A 14,587-nucleotide genomic window follows, 5' to 3' on the forward strand; every position below is an offset into this window, starting at 1 on the left:
CCCACAGCCTTCAACGGCCACGCTCTGATTCGTCGGCGACACTCTGAACGATGCGGGCCAGCTCACTGCGCTCGTCGCCGATGATCCGATGGGGAACTCCGGAGATGATGCGCTCGAAGTTGGAGAAGGAATCCTTGATTTCAGGGCCCTGGCCAGTGATGACAAACTCACGAATGCCCTTGTCGTGCCAGGAACCACGCATCTTAAACACATTCAAGGCCCGTGCCATCTCGCCACGAATCTCCACATACTGAAGCAACAGGATGGTATCGGTGATCGTCGAAATATGGGAGTCGGTGATGGAATGGCTGCCCATAAATTCCTCGGATGTATTCGTGAAGAATCCTGCAATCTCCTCCTGCTTGGCATAACCGGTAACGCCAATCACGAACTGACGGAAAGCGTTGTGGCTGACGCCCCGAGCCAACGCACTGAGGGAGTCGATCGCCATGCGGGAAGGCTTGAACTGGCCGATTTCAGTCTTGATGATCTGAAGGTGATCCTCGAGACCGGTGGATTCCGGATAGGCACAGATGATCTTCAGCAAGCCATCCTGCTCCATCTGCTCGAAGTCAATCCCCCAGCTGGTGGCATTGCGCAACAGCTGCGAGCGTGATTCCTCGTAGGCAAAGAGGATGGCGCGCTCCTTGTTGGCACAGGCATCCTCGATGAACTTGGAGACCAGAAGCGTCTTGCCGGTGCCCGTGGCGCCGGTGGCCAGAATAATGGAGTCCTTGAAGAAGCCGCCACCACACATGGCATCGAGCTTCGGCACTCCCGAGCTCAGTCGCACATTGGAACTGCGCTGCGTGAGGCGCATCGCCCCGAGAGGGAACACACTCATGCCATGGCTGCCGAGCGTGAATGGGAACTCCCCCTTCATGTGGGTGGTGCCGCGCAGCTTGAGGATTTCCACAGTGCGGCGACGGCGCTCCCCCTCCAGAACATTGCGAAGAATGACCACGTTATCCGATACAAATTCCTCCACGCCGTAGCGGGCCACAGGTCCGTATTCCTCCACACGCTCTGTGGTCATCACCGTGGTGACACCGATCTCCTTGAGCCTGGCAATGAGACGGAAGATCTCACGACGCACCACAGAAACGGCGTCATATTGCTGAAACACGGCTGTGATGGAGTCAATCGCCACCCTCCTGGCTTTATATTTTCGGATCGCGTAATTGATGCGCTCAATCAGGCCCGAAAGGTCAAAACTACCGGCCACATCCTGACCTTCGGGATCCGGCGAGGCATCCAGTATGAAGAGCTTGTTCTGCTCTACCATCTCCTGAAGATTCCAGCCAAAACTGGCCGCATTGCGCATGATGTCAAGTGGTGACTCCTCAAATGTGACAAAGATGCCAGGCTCGTTGTAGTGCTGAATCCCGTTGTAGAGGTAGTTCAGTGACAACACGGTCTTCCCGGTTCCAGACGTTCCCGAGACCAGCGTGGAGCGCCCTATGGGCAGACCACCATGACAGACGTCATCAAATCCCTCGATGCCCGTCGGCAGCTTCTGCACCAGCGCTAACGGCGTTGCAGGGGAGGAGAGATCTGACATCACAGAGTGCGTTTCGAAAAGGGAAGGGGGGTTGGCGTTGGCTGGCTCAGGTCAGGGACGGAGACCCAAAGACTCAGGCGGAGCCCTCTGGAGAGGAGTCCGGAGACTCCAGCAACTCATCACCAAGCAGGGCATCGTCCACCAGTTCGTCGTAAAGGAGATCAAGACCGATCAGCACCTTCTCCCGGTCACTGAGATCGCCGATGATGCGCCGCACTGGTGGCGGCAGAATCTTGGAGAGTGTGGGCGTGGCCAGAATCTTGTCTTCCTCGGCAAGCTGTGGATTCTTCAGCACATCAATGACCTTGAGGGCATAGACTCCCTGAAATTCCGTCTCCAGAATGTTGCGCAGAGTTTTCAGAGCCCGCATTGAGCTTGGGGTGTTACCCGCAACATACAACTTCAGGATGTAGGTCTTTCTGGCTGGCATGAGGGTGATGAATTCTTCAGCTTGCTGAAGTAGCTTTCTGCATGGGCAGGTCAGGGGGCATGGACCGCCGATACATTTCACAGAGATGGGCCAACACGTCCAGGAGGGCCAAGCGGTAGTCCTGGAGAAACCCACCTTTGTGACCTTCGAGCTTAAGCTGCTTGGCAAAGGCATCGATCAGATCGATGTGAATCTCGATGGTTTTGGTGATCGGCAGATCACTGAAGAATGCCGTATTCACGAAACTCTCAAGCGCCTGGTTGGCCGCAGCGGGATCCCGGAAATACTGGATCAGATAGTCACGGTAGGTGCGCTGCAGGGACTGCAGCAACTCAGAGGCATCCCCAGGGGAGAGATTGCGCAGAAACCGTGACGGATCGCGCTTGTAGAACACACCCGCCAGGCCAAGCCGCCCCTGCAGCCGATCGGCGAGGCGCCAGCGGTCGGAAAGAGCGGTGTCGCCCACCGGCGCGCCATTGCCCAGGGAACCCTGGCTGCCGCGCGCGAGGAATCGTGAGACGGCCGCATCGAGGTTGTAGCTCAGCTGCTCCAGCTGATCCGAGGGCAGGTGCACCTCCGCCTCGTGCAGGTCGACCCGGCCGCTCATCACACCGATCACCACCGCCGGCAGCAGCAGGGACCTGTCGCTGAGCTCCTGGACCTGGACGGGGGTGAGACAGCCCTGCTGGACCAGCAGGGCATCAATGCTGTCGCCTCGCCGCTCCAGCTCGGCCACCGGATCCTGGCCGGGTTCGCAGCGCTCCAGGCGGTAGCGCTCCTGGCCGGCCAGCCAGCGGTCCACCGCTGCCTGGAGAGCTGGGTCATCAACGAGGGCAAGGACGGTGAGCGGCGATGCGGACATGGAAAGCATTCCGCGGCGGTGTGACCGCCGAGGGCAGAACCATGTTGACGAGAGGCGGGACAAAGAGCGAAGATTTCGGATTGTCTTCTCAAACGTGCGCCAGGCCGCAATGGCGGTGATGCCGGTGCTGTCAGCCCAACCGGTGCTGTCAGCCCAGCCAGGGCTGTCAGCCCAACCAGCCAGCATCGATCGCCAGCCTGGCCATGCCCTTCACCATGGCCCAGCCCACCCCCTCCCCAGCCAGCTCCAGCGCCCATGAGGCTCCGGCTCCCTACGCCATCGTCGAGACCTCTGGCCAGCAGTTCTGGCTCCAGCCCAACCGCTACTACGACCTGGACCGGATCGCGGCCGAGGTGGACAGCACCGTGACCCTGGAGAACGTGCTCCTGGTCAACGACGGCAGCACCCCCACCCTCGGCCAGCCGTACGTCAAGGGCGCCAGCGTCGAGCTGAAGGTGATGGCCCATCGCCGGGGCCCCAAGGTGCTCGTCTACAAGATGCGGCCCAAGAAGAAAACCCGCCGCAAGACCGGTCACCGTCAGGAACTGACCCGGGTGATGGTCCAGTCCATCACGGTGAACGGCAAGGCCCTGGCCTGAGCGAGCGGACCTGGACCCCTGGGCTCATCCGCACGCCACAATCTCCCCACCTCCTGAATCAAGCTCCCCATGGCCCACAAGAAAGGCACCGGTTCCACCCGCAACGGCCGCGACTCCAACGCCAAGCGTCTGGGCGTCAAGGCCTACGGCGGTGAGACCGTCAGCGCCGGTTCGATCCTGATCCGGCAGCGCGGCACCTCGGTGCTGCCCGGCACCAATGTGGGCCGCGGCTCCGACGACACCCTGTTCGCCCTCGTGGATGGCGTTGTGAGCTTCGACACGATCAAGCGCGGGCTGCGGGATCGCAAGCGCATCAACGTCGGCCTGGCCTGATCGGCCGTCAGCGCTCCGGCTTCAGGCGAGCCGGTAGGCACGGGTCGTGATCAGCAGGGGGTGAAACACCTCCAGGAAGCGGTGCTGGAGGGTGCGGAAGAACCGCTCCACCAGCACCGGATCATCGACGTGAAAGGGATACTCGCCGTTGTGTCCCTTGAAGAAATACCAGTTGAACAGGGCCGTGGCCTCGGGCGTCATGCGTGCGGCGAACTGCTCCAGCTGGGCCGCCGGATCGCTGAGGTGCTCCAGCACATCGAGGCAGATAACGGTGTCGAAACGCTCGGTGAGTGCGGGATCGTCGAGGTCGCGCACGCACTGCAGCTTCGCCGCCAGTCCCAGCCGCTCGGCCCGGGCCGTCACGAAGTGCCTGTTGTGGGGGTTGAGATCCACCACCCACACCCGCTCCACCGCCTCCAGGCCAGCCGCGGCCAGGGCATGCGTGCCGATGCCGCCGCCGAAGTCGAGCACCTCGCCGCGGGCGAACAACTGCTGCAGTCGCAGGGTGTCGGCGATGTAGTCGGCGCTGTCCAGATGCCAGGCCGCCAGCTCGAGCAGGTGGGTGGTGCCCACCGTCTCCTCGTAGAACCGCCCTGTCTGCTCCGCGCTCAGGCCGCCGGGGTGCAGGGCCGCCAGTTCGGCGGTGCTGTGGGGCAGGCGGCGCTCCAGCTCCTGGAGACCGATCCCGAGGTGGTCAGCGAGCTGGCGGCGCAGATCGAAGCCGTCACGCAGAAAGCGCTCCACGCTCAGGAGGCCGGCAGCCCCCTCGAGCCGGTCCATCTGCTGTCCTGGAGACACAACCATCCTGCTGGCGCCGACGGGGCCAAGTTAGGCATCGGCCAGCTCCGCCCCCGCACCCGGCACCTCCAGCCAGCGGCGCAGCCAGCTCACCAGCAGGTAGAAGGGCAGGGTGTCGATCAAGGCCGCCAGGGCCTTGAACAGGTAGCCGCTGGCGATGTAGCCCGCCAGCTGGGGCAGCACCGGGGCCTCCGCACGCAGGGGCAACAGGTGGTTGGCGTAATGGCTGATCAGCACCACCGCTGTGGTGTCCACCAGCTGGCTCACGAGCGTGGAGCCGTTGTTGCGCAGCCACAGGGCCCTGCCGTTGCTGACGCGCTTCCAGAAGTGGAACAGGCGCACGTCGGTGAACTGGGCCGCCATGTAGGCCGCCATCGAGGCCCCCACGGCGCCGAAGGACAGGCGCCGCACCTCGAAGAAGGTGGCCTCCGGGGCGCCCTCCAGCCCCGGCAGTGCGCCGCCGAGCCAGAGGATCAGCACGATCCAGCCGTTGAGCAGCAGCCCCACCCACACCAGCTGGCTGGCCCGGCGCTCCCCCCAGAGTTCACTGATCAGGTCGGTGCACAGGAAGGTGACCGGGTAGGGCAGGGCTCCCACCGCCACCACGATGGGCCAGTGACCGATGCTGCCCAGCTGCAGGAAGCGGGTGAGGCCGAGGATGTTGAGCATCCCCATGGTGCCCAGGAACAGTCCCGCCAGCACCAGAAACGCCAGCTCACGGCGCTGCTGCAGGGTCATGGCGGTGGAGCATGGGGAGGTCCAGGCTGACGCGCGCTGCCATGGTTGACCACCCCTGGGGGTTCCTGGTGCTCGACAAGCCGGCGGGCCCCAGCTCCCACGCCTGCGTGGGCCGGGTGCGGCGGGCCTACGGTCTGCGGCGGGTGGGCCACGGCGGCACCCTGGACCCGGCCGTGACCGGTGTGCTGCCGGTCGCCCTGGGATCGGCCACCCGCCTGCTGCCCTACCTGGAGGGCGACAAGAGCTACCGCGGCGTGGTGCAGCTGGGCCTGGCCACGGCGACCGACGACCTCCAGGGGGAGGTGCTGGAGCGGCGGCCGTTGCCTCCCCTGGAGGTGGCCGACCTGGCGGCCTGCCTGGAGCGGTTCCGCGGGCGGATCGAGCAGGTGCCGCCGCAGGTTTCGGCGGTGCATGTGGACGGCCAGCGGGCCTACCAGCGGGTGCGGCAGGGCGAGACCGTGGCCCTGCCGCCCCGGCCGGTGCACATCCACCGGCTGGAGCTGCTGAGCTGGGACCCGGCCAGCGGGCGCCTGGAGCTGGAGGTGACCTGCTCAGCCGGCACCTACATCCGCTCCCTGGCGCGCGACCTGGGCACGCTGCTCGGTTGCGGCGGGACCCTGGCCAGCCTGCGGCGCACGGCCGCCCTGGGCTTCGACCTGGAGCAGGCGGTACCCCTGGAGGCGCTGGACCGCACCCCGCCGCCGCCCCTGCTGGAGCCCCTGCAGGCCCTGCGCCATCTGCCCCGCCAGCACCTCAGCCCCGAGCAGCTCAGCGGCTGGCGCTGCGGCCGCCGCCTGGCCGCCGAGCCCGTCGACGCGTCGGCGTTCAGGGAGGGCCAGGCCGTGGTGATCGTGGCGCCGGATGGCAACCTGGCCGGCATGGCCCGGGCCACCGCCGACGGCCAGCTGCAGCCCAAGCTGGTGCTCGAGGCGGCCGGGTGACACCGTTCCCTGCCCCTTTCCCTTCCGCGAGTCATGGCCGGCCACAGCAAATGGGCCCAGATCAAGCGCACCAAGGCGGTGGTGGACGCCAAGCGTGGTGCGGTGTTCACCCGGCTGGGGCGCGAGATCATGGTGGCGGCCAGGGGTGGCGCCGACCCGGCGGGCAACTTCCAGCTGCGCACGGCGATCGAGAAGGCCAAGGCCGCCGGGGTGCCGAACGCCAACATCGAGCGGGCGATCGCCAAGGGCTCCGGCCAGCTCAGCGGCGGCGCCGACCACTTCGAGGCCGTGCGCTACGAGGGCTATGGGCCCGGGGGGGTGGCCGTGCTGGTGGAGGCCCTCACCGACAACCGCAACCGCACAGCGGCCGACCTGCGGCTGGCCTTCGGCAAGCACGGCGGCAACCTTGGGGAAACGGGTTGCGTGGGCTACCTGTTCGAGCAGCGCAGCGTGGCCCGGGTGGCGCGACCCAGCCTCGATGAGGACACGCTCCTGGAGGCTCTGGTGACCCTGGAGAGCGACATGGGCGTGACCGTGCTGGGCTATGAGTTCGGCAGCGACGGAGACGCCCCCGGAGCCACCGGCGACTCCGAACACCCCGATGAGTCCGCCGAGGTGTTCGCGCCCTTCGCCCAGCTGGAAGCCCTCCAGGACGGACTGCGCCGGCAGGGGCTGGCCGTGGGCGGCTGGGAGCACCGCTGGATCCCCCAGGTGAGCTGCAGCGTGGGCGAGCCGGAGCAGCTGCGCGCCTGCCTGCGCATGCTCGATGCCCTCGAGGAGCTCGACGACGTGCGCAGCGTGACCTCCAACCTGGAGGCCGACGCCGCGCTGATGGAGCAGCTGCTCAGCTAGGCGCCAGTGGCGCCGAGGGCGGCGCGATCGGCGATCACCTGCACCGCCGGGTGCCGCTGCAGCCAACTCGCTGGCAGCTGCGGACACGGTTCGGCCTGGAGCATACGCCGCAGCACGCCCGCCTTGGCGGCACCGGTGACGACCAGCAGAATCCGCCGGGCCGCCAGGATCTCGGCCAGGCCGAGCGTGATCGCCTGGGACGGCACCGCCGCCGGATCGCCGCCGAAGGCGGAGGCGTTGTGGCGGCGGGTTTCGGGACTGAGCTCCACCGGCCGGCAGGATGCGGTGGCGGCGCAGGGTGGCTCGTTGAAGCCGACATGACCGTTGAGCCCCAGGCCCAGGAGCTGCAGGCCGATGCCACCGGCGGCATGGATCTCAGCGCTGTAGCGCCGGGCCTCGCCGAGCGGATCGGCGGCCATGCCGTCGGGCAGCCGCACCGTGGCGGGATCGAGCTGCAGGGGTCCGGCGAGCCGGTCGTGCATGAAGAACGCGAAGGAGCCGGGATGGTGCGGCGGCACCCCCAGGTACTCGTCGAGGTTGTAGCTGCGCCACTTCTGCTGCAGCCGCTGCCGCTGGCTGGCCGGCAGCTTCCATGCCTCGGCCACCAAGGCCTCGTACACCGGGACCATGGTGGCGCCGGTGGCCAGGCCGAGAGGCCGCGGCGTCAGGGCCAGACGGTCGGCAACAACCCGGCGGGCCACATGCCGGGCGACGGTCTGCGCGTCATCGAGAACTGTGAGGGGGAAGCGCTGGGGGGCGACGGTCAAGCGGGCTCAGCGCTGGCCAAAGGGCCGCAGCACCGTACCTCGGTAGTAGTGGCTGAGGATCCGCTCATGACTCTGGCCCTGGCGGGCCATGGCGTAGGCGCCCCACTGGCTCATGCCCACCCCATGGCCGAAACCGCGGCCCACCGCCAGCAGAACGGGCTGGGGCACCTGCACAGGACCGGGCGAGTCCGTTGAGGCGCCTCCGGCGGCGGCTTCGCCAGCGAATGCCGCCGCCGGGCCGGAGAGGGCGCTGGCGGGGCGTGCCGTGGGCACCGGAGGCGGCGGCAACCGGAGCCCGGGAGCGGCGGCCAGCTCCGGAGACAGGAGCTCGAAGCGCACCTGGGTGCTGCGCAGGCCGAGACGCGAGCGCAGCTGCGGGCCGGTGACCACCAGGGTGCCGCTCGGACCGACCACCCGGGCCTGCCGGACACGGCCCGTGGCCGTGGTGGCCAGCACATCGATGCGATACACCCCACCGGTCTCGGTGAAGGCCTGGCGCAGCCGGTCGGCCGGCAGCAGCTCCTGCCACTGGTGCACCGGACTGTCGTGATCGAAATCGGGGACGCTGACCAGATAGGGCAGCTGCTGCTGCCAGATGTCGCCGCTGTTCTCGGTGAGCCCGCCGCTGCTGCTGTGGAACACCGCGTTGGCGAGGTTCGATCCGAACATCAGCACCTGGCCGCTGGTGCTGGCGACTGCCTCACGGGTGGAGGCGGTCTCCGCCTCCAGGCCCTTGTACACCTGGCTGCTCACCGTGGCCTTGAGGTCGTAATCGGCGGCGGGCCGGAGCTGGCGCAGGGCGTAGGTGCGGGCGGCGACGGCCTGGGCCCTCAGCGCGGCCTGGGGCCAGCTGGCGGGCATCTCGCTGCCCACGACGCTGGGCAGATAGGACTCCAGCGGGACGTGGTTGATGGCCTGAAGCCTGCCGCCGCTGGCCAGCACGCGCAGCCGCCCCCGGTAGCGGCGCTGCTGCAGCTGGAAGACACCGGCATCGTCGGCGCGGCTGCCCGGAACGGGCTCCAGCCAGTAGGCCGCGGCGGGAGGCAACAGGATGGGGTCCGGCCCTGAAGCCCGCTGGAAGGCAAGCCTCACCCGTCCGCCCTGCAGGGACAGGGTTGCCGAGGTGCCGGGGGGCAGCTGCACTCCGCCCGGCTGGAGCTGAAGGGGCTGGCCCAGGGAGGCCAGCGGCAGGCTGGTGCCCTCGGCCAGCAGCACGCGCACGGTCTGGTCCGCCTGGCGGGCCTGCAGCGCCGGATCTCCGGCCACTACCACGGCCGGCACGGTAACGGCCACCAGGGACAGCAGCGGTGTCCAGGAACGCAGGGACAGGGCCACGGCGGACGGCGGAATGACGGGCGCCCATTGTGGCCGGCGTGGCAGCATGCGCCAGAGGCCGTCAACCCGTGCAGGTCACCTTTCTCGGCACGAGTTCCGGGGTGCCCACCAGGGGCCGCAACGTCTCCGCCGTGGCCCTGCGCCTGCCCCAGCGGGCCGAGCTCTGGCTGTTCGACTGCGGCGAGGGCACGCAGCACCAGTTCCTGCGCAGCGAGCTGCGGGTGAGCCAGCTGCGCCGGGTGTTCGTGACCCACATGCACGGGGACCACGTGTTCGGCCTGCCCGGACTGCTGGCCAGCCTGGGGCTGGCCGGCAGCTGCCCAGGAATCGACCTCTACGGCCCGGACCGGCTGCGGGAGTATCTGGAGGGGGTTCTGCACACGAGCTCCACCCGCATCACCTACCCCCTGCGGCACCACCGGGTGCGGCAGGCAGCAGCCAGCGGCGAGCCGTTGCTCGAACAGGAGGACATCCGCGTGCGCTGCGCTCCGCTGACCCACCGGGTGCCCGCTTTCGCCTACCGGGTGGATCAGAAGGCCCGGCCTGGCCGCTTCGATGTCGCCAGGGCCCGGCAGCTCGGCATCCCCCCCGGACCGATCTATGCCCGGCTGAAGCAGGGAGCGAGCGTCACCCTCGAGGACGGGCGGATCATCAACGGGGCCAGCCTGTGCGGGCCGGAGCGGCCCGGCGCCAGCATCGTGTACTGCACCGACACGGTGTTCTGCGAGGCGGCGGTGGACCTGGCCGCAGGCGCCGATCTGCTGATCCACGAGAGCACCTTCGCCCACGCCGAGGCCGAGCTGGCCTTCGCCCGCCAGCACTCCACCAGCACCATGGCCGCCCAGACCGCCCTGGCCGCGGGCGTGAAGCAGCTGGCCCTCACCCACCTCAGTCCCCGCTACGTGCCCGGCAACCCCGTCACCCCCGACGACCTGCTCGCGGAGGCCCGGGCGATCTTCCCCAACACCGTTCTGGCCCGCGATTTCCTGACCATCGACGTGCTGCCGGAGGAGCCGGACGAGGCGCCGGGAGTGGATGCCGCAGTCGCCGCTCCCGCCTGAGCCTGCAACAGTTCTCCCGAATCCGGACCGGAGCCCCCGGCCCCCGTGATACAAGGTCTGCGACGCGGTTGCTCCCGCCACACCTCCGGCTTCTCCCCATGGCCTTGACCCCTCCGGCCTTCGCCGTCCCCTCCCTGCGCAGCGCCCTGCGCGCTGCGGTCCGTACGCTCGTGGCTCTGCCCCTGGTGCTGCTGATCTGTGTCGGATTCAGCGGGCAGGCCCTGGCTGCCCGGTGGACCACCGATCAGCTCACCGTGCCCGCCGGCCCCGACGGCAGCACGGTGACCTTCACCGAACAGGAAGTCAAGGCGGGGCGCAAGCTCTTCAACAGCAGCTGCGGCGAGTGCCACGCCGGCGGCATCACCAAGACCAACCAGAACGTTGGGCTCGATCTGGAGACGCTGGCTCTGGCCACACCCGCGCGGGACAACGTCGAGGCCCTGGTCGACTATCTGAAGGATCCCACCAGCTACGACGGCGAGTACTCGATTGCCGACGTGCACCCCAGCATCCGCAGCAGCGACATCTTCGTGAAGATGCGCGACCTCGATGACGAGGATCTGCGTCTGATGGCCGGCTTCATCCTCACCGCTCCCAAGGTGCAGGGCGTGCAGTGGGGCGGCGGCAAGATCTATTTCTGAGCCCGTGCCCCTACCCGGCTGCCATCACCGGTGCCTCAGGCACCGGTTTTTTTGTGGCTCTGCGACCCGGCGGGGTTCGGGACGGCGGCCAGCGGAGGTGAGACATTGGCCGGGTCGAGGGAAGCGGGCAGCTTGCTGTACCACCATTCCTGCAGCCCCGGCTGCAGGCGCACCGGGAACAGGGTGATCACCGTGCGGGTGGGGCGGGCACCGGGCAGGAGCAGTTCCACCGCATAGGAGGGGCAGCGCCGGGCGGCCAGATCGGGCACGAAGCGGCGGCCGATGCGCCGCCAGCTGGGCTCCTTGCTGCGCCAGGCCAGGCGGCAGCAGGGCCAGGGCAGCTCCTCCCGATCGAACAGTCGGCAGCAGGGACCGAGGATGCGGTAGCTGTGCTGGCCCCCGGCGCTGGTGTGCTCCGAACCGGGAGGCAGCAGCAGCTCGCCCGCATGGGCGGCGGAGAGGGCCGGCGGGGAGCCGTTGGTGAGGGGTGAGGGCAGGGACAGACGAGGAAGCGGATTCAGCGGGATCCGGGCATGAAAAAGCCACCCCGAAGGGTGGCCGAGACTGTGGCTGGGATCAAGCCCAAGGCAGCAGACAGAGGGATGAAAGCTGGGCGAAGGGCTCAGTAGAGCTCTTCCTCGGCGTGGGTGGTGATGGTGCAGTCGCTGGTGGGATAGGCCACGCAGGTGAGCACGAAGCCGGCTTCGATCTGGTCGTCGTCGAGGAAGCTCTGGTCGGACTGGTCGACGGTGCCGGCGGTGAGCTTGCCGGCGCAGGTGCTGCAGGCACCGGCACGGCAGGAGTAGGGGAGGTCGATGCCCTGCTCTTCAGCGGCGTCGAGGATGTACTGGTCGTCAGGAACCTCGATGGTCTTGTTGAGGCCCTCGCTCTCGTTGATGAGGGTGACCTTGTAGGAAGCCATGGAAGGGATTGGGGCTCACAGGCACCCGGAAATCCGGGCCTGCAGGACTAGCCCTTCATACATCGGGCAGCAGCCGTTCCTGTCGATTTCCAGGACCGGACGGGAGAAGCCCAATCAAAGCCAGATCACCTATCAGCGTGCCTTATGTAACAACCCTGCCCATTGGCATGGCGAGGGATCAGGCCCGCCGCATGGTCATCAACCCCCAGTCGCTGCTGCTGGCGGTCAGCTCCGCGGCCCACCCCTGGGCCGCCAGCACCGTGCGCAGGCGCGGGGCCTGGCTGACCAGCAGGCCGCTCAGCAGCGCCACGCCCCCGGGGGCCAGCACGGTGTGGAAGGCGGGGCAGAGGGCCTCGATCACCGGCGCCAGGATGTTGCACAGCAGCAGGTCCGCAGGCCGCCCCCCCAGCAGCTCTGCCAGCGCCTCCACCGAGCCCTGGCGCACGTCCAGGCGGTGCTGCAGCCCGGAGGCGGCGGCGTTCTCCGCCGTGGCCCGCACCGCCAGCGAGTCGGTGTCCACCGCCGCCGCGGTGCCCGCCCCCAGGAGCAGGGCGGCGATGGCGAGGATGCCGCTGCCGCAGCCCAGGTCGGCCACGCGTACCCCCTCCAGACCGATCCAGCGACCATCGGCAGCCAGGTGTACGGCGGCCAGCTGTTCGAGACCCTCCAGACAGAGGCGGGTGGTGGGATGGCTGCCGGTGCCGAAGGCACTGCCGGGATCCATGCGGATGACCAGCCGATCCGCATGGCCGGGGGGCACCTCCAGCCAGGCCGGCAGGATCAGCAGCCGCTCCCCCACAGGATCGGGCTGCCAGTGCTGCTTCCAGCTCAGGCTCCAGTCCTCGTCGGCCTGGCGTTGCCAGCGGATCGGGGGCAGCTCCAGGCCGAAGGTGGCGGCCAGGGGGGCCAGGGCCAGCTCCAGCTGGTCCCGCTCGGCGTCAGGCCAGTCGGTCTCGGGCAGCCAGGCCAGCAGCTGGCGTCGCTCGGGCTCCTGGGGGCGATGACGCACGGCCACCCGTGGAATGCCCAGGGTCTCCAGCTTCCAGACCAGCGATTCCTCCAGCTCCGGCGGACAGGCGAGCTCCATCCGCCACCAGGCGAGGGTCATGGACACGGAGAGGGTTGCGGCGGCGGGTCGGGAAGGCCGGTCAGAGGGTCACCGGGTGGGCCTGCTGGATGCCCTCGATGCCGTGGATGGTGTCCAGCAGGCTGGCGGGAATGGGATCGTCGAGGCTCAGCACCATCACAGCGTCGCCGCGCACGATCCTGCGGCCCACCTGCATCGAGGCGATGTTCACGTTGTGCTCCCCGAGCACCGAACCGATGTGGCCGATGATCCCGGGCATGTCGCGGTGCCGGGTGAACAGCATGTGGCGACTGGGGCTCACGTTCACAGGGAACTCGTCAATGGAGGTGACCCGCAGCTCCCCGTCGGCGAACACCGTGCCGCTGACGCTGTGGTTGCCCTTGCTGCTGCTGGAGCGCAGCTGCAGCGAGCCGCCGGCGAAGTCACGCACGGCTTCGTCCTTCACCTCCAGCACGTGAATGCCCCGGTCCCTGGCCTCCAGGGCGGCATTGACGTAGTTGATCGAATCGCCGAGGGCGGTGGAGAGCACCCCCTTGAGCACCGCCACCACAAGGGGCTGGGCCGGATGGGCGGCGAATTCACCCTGCAGGCGCACCTCCAGCTCGCTGATCTGGCCACCGGCCAGCTGGCTGAGCAGCTGGCCCAGGGTCTCGGCCAGCTGCAGATGGGGCTTGAGCTGCTCCATCACCTCGGCATTGAGGCCGGGGATGTTGACGGCGCTGCGGGCCGGCAGCCCCAGCAGCACGTCCCGGATCTGCTCGGCCACGTCGATGGCCACGTTCTCCTGGGCCTCCTCGGTGCTGGCCCCCAGGTGGGGGGTGAGCACCAGCCGCTCCTTGACCGTGCGCAGGGGTGACTCGGCCGCCAGCGGCTCCTTGGCGTACACGTCGAGGGCGGCGCCGGCGATCACGCCGGCCTCCACCGCCTCGGCCAGGGCCGCCTCATCGACGATGCCGCCGCGGGCGCAGTTCACGAGCCGCGCCGTGGGCTTCATGGTGCGCAGCAGCTCCGCGTTCACCAGGTTCTCGGTGTCGGGTGTGCGCGGCAGGTGCAGGGTGATGTAGTCGGCCTGGGCGAACAGATCGGCCAGGGGCAGCAACTGCACCTGCATGCTCTGGGCCCGTTCGTCGGAGACGAAGGGGTCGTAGGCGAGCAGCTCCATGCCCATGGCCTTGGCCACCCGGGCCACGTGGGAGCCGATCTTGCCCAGTCCAACCACGCCGAGCTTCTTCTTGTAGAGCTCGTTGCCCACGTAGGTCTTGCGGTCCCAGCCACCGGCCATGGTGCTGGCGTGGGCATGGGGCACGTGGCGCGAGAGGGAGAGCATCAGCGCCAGGGCGTGCTCGGCCGCGGCGATGGTGTTGCCCTCAGGGGAGTTCACCACCAGCACACCCCGGCGCGTGGCGGCGGGCACATCGACGTTGTCGACGCCCACACCGGCACGGCCGATGATGCGCAGCCTGGTGGCCGCCTCGATGATCTCGCCGGTCACCGTGGTGCCGGAGCGGATCATCAGAGCTTCGTAGTCGCCGATGATGGCGCGCAGCTCATCGGCAGCGAGGCCGGTGCGCACATCCACCGACGCCACCTGGGAGAGGATGTCGATCCCCGCCTGGTCGATGGGATCCGAAACGAGAACCTTGGTCATGCCCGGCGGGTG

The 14,587-nt window shown here is 68.2% G+C and carries 17 protein-coding genes; 6 read left to right on the plus strand and 11 right to left on the minus strand.

Features of this window, described 5'->3' with window-relative positions:
• Positions 1 to 10: 10 nt before the first annotated feature.
• The 3 genes from kaiC to KBY90_RS13805 form a co-directional block, all read right to left on the minus strand.
• Positions 11 to 1,561 (minus strand): circadian clock protein KaiC, encoded by a 1,551-nt coding sequence (kaiC, locus tag KBY90_RS13795; protein ID WP_254969234.1) that lies wholly within the window; start codon positions 1,559 to 1,561, stop codon positions 11 to 13.
• Positions 1,562 to 1,634: 73 nt separating this feature from the next.
• Entirely contained in the window at positions 1,635 to 1,991 is a 357-nt protein-coding gene (gene kaiB / locus KBY90_RS13800; protein ID WP_254969235.1) for a circadian clock protein KaiB, read from the minus strand.
• A 16-nt stretch (positions 1,992 to 2,007) separates the two neighbouring features.
• On the minus strand, positions 2,008 to 2,853 hold the full coding sequence (locus KBY90_RS13805; RefSeq protein WP_254969267.1) for a circadian clock protein KaiA: 846 nt from the start codon (positions 2,851 to 2,853) through the stop codon (positions 2,008 to 2,010).
• A gap of 215 nt (positions 2,854 to 3,068) precedes the next feature.
• Between KBY90_RS13805 and rplU the strand changes: the two genes are divergently transcribed.
• Both rplU and rpmA read left to right on the plus strand, forming a co-directional pair.
• Positions 3,069 to 3,452, plus strand: a complete 384-nt coding sequence (gene rplU, locus KBY90_RS13810; RefSeq protein WP_254969236.1) for a 50S ribosomal protein L21 — start codon at positions 3,069 to 3,071, stop codon at positions 3,450 to 3,452.
• Between the two features lie 69 nt (positions 3,453 to 3,521).
• A complete protein-coding gene (gene rpmA, locus KBY90_RS13815; protein WP_254969237.1) occupies positions 3,522 to 3,785 on the plus strand; it encodes a 50S ribosomal protein L27 in 264 nt (87 codons plus the stop codon).
• A gap of 21 nt (positions 3,786 to 3,806) precedes the next feature.
• On the opposite strand, the gene KBY90_RS13820 is transcribed toward rpmA, so the two are convergent.
• Together KBY90_RS13820 and KBY90_RS13825 are read right to left on the minus strand one after the other, a co-directional pair.
• Positions 3,807 to 4,565, minus strand: coding sequence for a bifunctional 2-polyprenyl-6-hydroxyphenol methylase/3-demethylubiquinol 3-O-methyltransferase UbiG (locus KBY90_RS13820; RefSeq protein ID WP_254969238.1), 759 nt, complete (start codon positions 4,563 to 4,565; stop codon positions 3,807 to 3,809).
• A gap of 48 nt (positions 4,566 to 4,613) precedes the next feature.
• Positions 4,614 to 5,321: a queuosine precursor transporter gene (locus KBY90_RS13825; RefSeq protein ID WP_254969239.1), complete on the minus strand. Its 708-nt coding sequence runs from the start codon at positions 5,319 to 5,321 to the stop codon at positions 4,614 to 4,616.
• 41 nt (positions 5,322 to 5,362) lie between these two features.
• Between KBY90_RS13825 and truB the strand changes: the two genes are divergently transcribed.
• Both truB and KBY90_RS13835 read left to right on the plus strand, forming a co-directional pair.
• Positions 5,363 to 6,262, plus strand: a complete 900-nt coding sequence (gene truB / locus KBY90_RS13830; protein ID WP_254969240.1) for a tRNA pseudouridine(55) synthase TruB — start codon at positions 5,363 to 5,365, stop codon at positions 6,260 to 6,262.
• Positions 6,263 to 6,295: 33 nt separating this feature from the next.
• Entirely contained in the window at positions 6,296 to 7,114 is an 819-nt protein-coding gene (locus KBY90_RS13835; protein ID WP_254969241.1) for a YebC/PmpR family DNA-binding transcriptional regulator, read from the plus strand.
• On the opposite strand, the gene KBY90_RS13840 is transcribed toward KBY90_RS13835, so the two are convergent.
• Together KBY90_RS13840 and KBY90_RS13845 are read right to left on the minus strand one after the other, a co-directional pair.
• A complete protein-coding gene (locus KBY90_RS13840) occupies positions 7,111 to 7,881 on the minus strand; it encodes a glucosamine-6-phosphate deaminase (RefSeq protein ID WP_254969242.1) in 771 nt (256 codons plus the stop codon). The genes KBY90_RS13835 and KBY90_RS13840 overlap by 4 nt on opposite strands.
• A 6-nt stretch (positions 7,882 to 7,887) precedes the next feature.
• Positions 7,888 to 9,216, minus strand: coding sequence for a SpoIID/LytB domain-containing protein (locus KBY90_RS13845; protein WP_254969243.1), 1,329 nt, complete (start codon positions 9,214 to 9,216; stop codon positions 7,888 to 7,890).
• 68 nt (positions 9,217 to 9,284) lie between these two features.
• Between KBY90_RS13845 and rnz the strand changes: the two genes are divergently transcribed.
• Positions 9,285 to 10,277 (plus strand): ribonuclease Z, encoded by a 993-nt coding sequence (gene rnz / locus KBY90_RS13850; RefSeq protein ID WP_254969244.1) that lies wholly within the window; start codon positions 9,285 to 9,287, stop codon positions 10,275 to 10,277.
• Between the two features lie 98 nt (positions 10,278 to 10,375).
• Positions 10,376 to 10,918, plus strand: coding sequence for a photosystem II cytochrome c-550 (gene psbV, locus KBY90_RS13855; protein ID WP_254969245.1), 543 nt, complete (start codon positions 10,376 to 10,378; stop codon positions 10,916 to 10,918).
• Between the two features lie 35 nt (positions 10,919 to 10,953).
• Here the strand turns inward: psbV and KBY90_RS13860 are convergent, their stop codons facing one another.
• The 4 genes from KBY90_RS13860 to serA all read right to left on the minus strand — a co-directional run bounded on the left by KBY90_RS13860 (position 10,954) and on the right by serA (position 14,575).
• Positions 10,954 to 11,355, minus strand: a complete 402-nt coding sequence (locus tag KBY90_RS13860; RefSeq protein ID WP_254969269.1) for a hypothetical protein — start codon at positions 11,353 to 11,355, stop codon at positions 10,954 to 10,956.
• Positions 11,356 to 11,540: 185 nt separating this feature from the next.
• Positions 11,541 to 11,840, minus strand: coding sequence for a ferredoxin (locus tag KBY90_RS13865; RefSeq protein WP_254969246.1), 300 nt, complete (start codon positions 11,838 to 11,840; stop codon positions 11,541 to 11,543).
• A 178-nt stretch (positions 11,841 to 12,018) separates the two neighbouring features.
• Entirely contained in the window at positions 12,019 to 12,948 is a 930-nt protein-coding gene (gene prmA, locus KBY90_RS13870; RefSeq protein WP_254969247.1) for a 50S ribosomal protein L11 methyltransferase, read from the minus strand.
• Positions 12,949 to 12,988: 40 nt separating this feature from the next.
• Entirely contained in the window at positions 12,989 to 14,575 is a 1,587-nt protein-coding gene (serA, locus tag KBY90_RS13875; protein ID WP_254969248.1) for a phosphoglycerate dehydrogenase, read from the minus strand.
• Positions 14,576 to 14,587: the final 12 nt, after the last annotated feature.

The organism is Cyanobium sp. CH-040, assembly GCF_024346135.1.
Classification (GTDB): Bacteria; Cyanobacteriota; Cyanobacteriia; order PCC-6307; family Cyanobiaceae; genus NIES-981.

Coding starts and splice junctions, on each gene's coding strand:
- kaiC (WP_254969234.1), bottom strand. CDS start 1,561: ATGTCAGATCTCTCCTCCCCTGCAACGCCGTTAGCGCTGGTGCAGAAG.
- kaiB (WP_254969235.1), bottom strand. CDS start 1,991: ATGCCAGCCAGAAAGACCTACATCCTGAAGTTGTATGTTGCGGGTAAC.
- KBY90_RS13805 (WP_254969267.1), bottom strand. CDS start 2,853: ATGTCCGCATCGCCGCTCACCGTCCTTGCCCTCGTTGATGACCCAGCT.
- rplU (WP_254969236.1), top strand. CDS start 3,069: ATGGCCCAGCCCACCCCCTCCCCAGCCAGCTCCAGCGCCCATGAGGCT.
- rpmA (WP_254969237.1), top strand. CDS start 3,522: ATGGCCCACAAGAAAGGCACCGGTTCCACCCGCAACGGCCGCGACTCC.
- KBY90_RS13820 (WP_254969238.1), bottom strand. CDS start 4,565: ATGGACCGGCTCGAGGGGGCTGCCGGCCTCCTGAGCGTGGAGCGCTTT.
- KBY90_RS13825 (WP_254969239.1), bottom strand. CDS start 5,321: ATGACCCTGCAGCAGCGCCGTGAGCTGGCGTTTCTGGTGCTGGCGGGA.
- truB (WP_254969240.1), top strand. CDS start 5,363: ATGGTTGACCACCCCTGGGGGTTCCTGGTGCTCGACAAGCCGGCGGGC.
- KBY90_RS13835 (WP_254969241.1), top strand. CDS start 6,296: ATGGCCGGCCACAGCAAATGGGCCCAGATCAAGCGCACCAAGGCGGTG.
- psbV (WP_254969245.1), top strand. CDS start 10,376: ATGGCCTTGACCCCTCCGGCCTTCGCCGTCCCCTCCCTGCGCAGCGCC.
- KBY90_RS13865 (WP_254969246.1), bottom strand. CDS start 11,840: ATGGCTTCCTACAAGGTCACCCTCATCAACGAGAGCGAGGGCCTCAAC.
- prmA (WP_254969247.1), bottom strand. CDS start 12,948: ATGACCCTCGCCTGGTGGCGGATGGAGCTCGCCTGTCCGCCGGAGCTG.
- serA (WP_254969248.1), bottom strand. CDS start 14,575: ATGACCAAGGTTCTCGTTTCGGATCCCATCGACCAGGCGGGGATCGAC.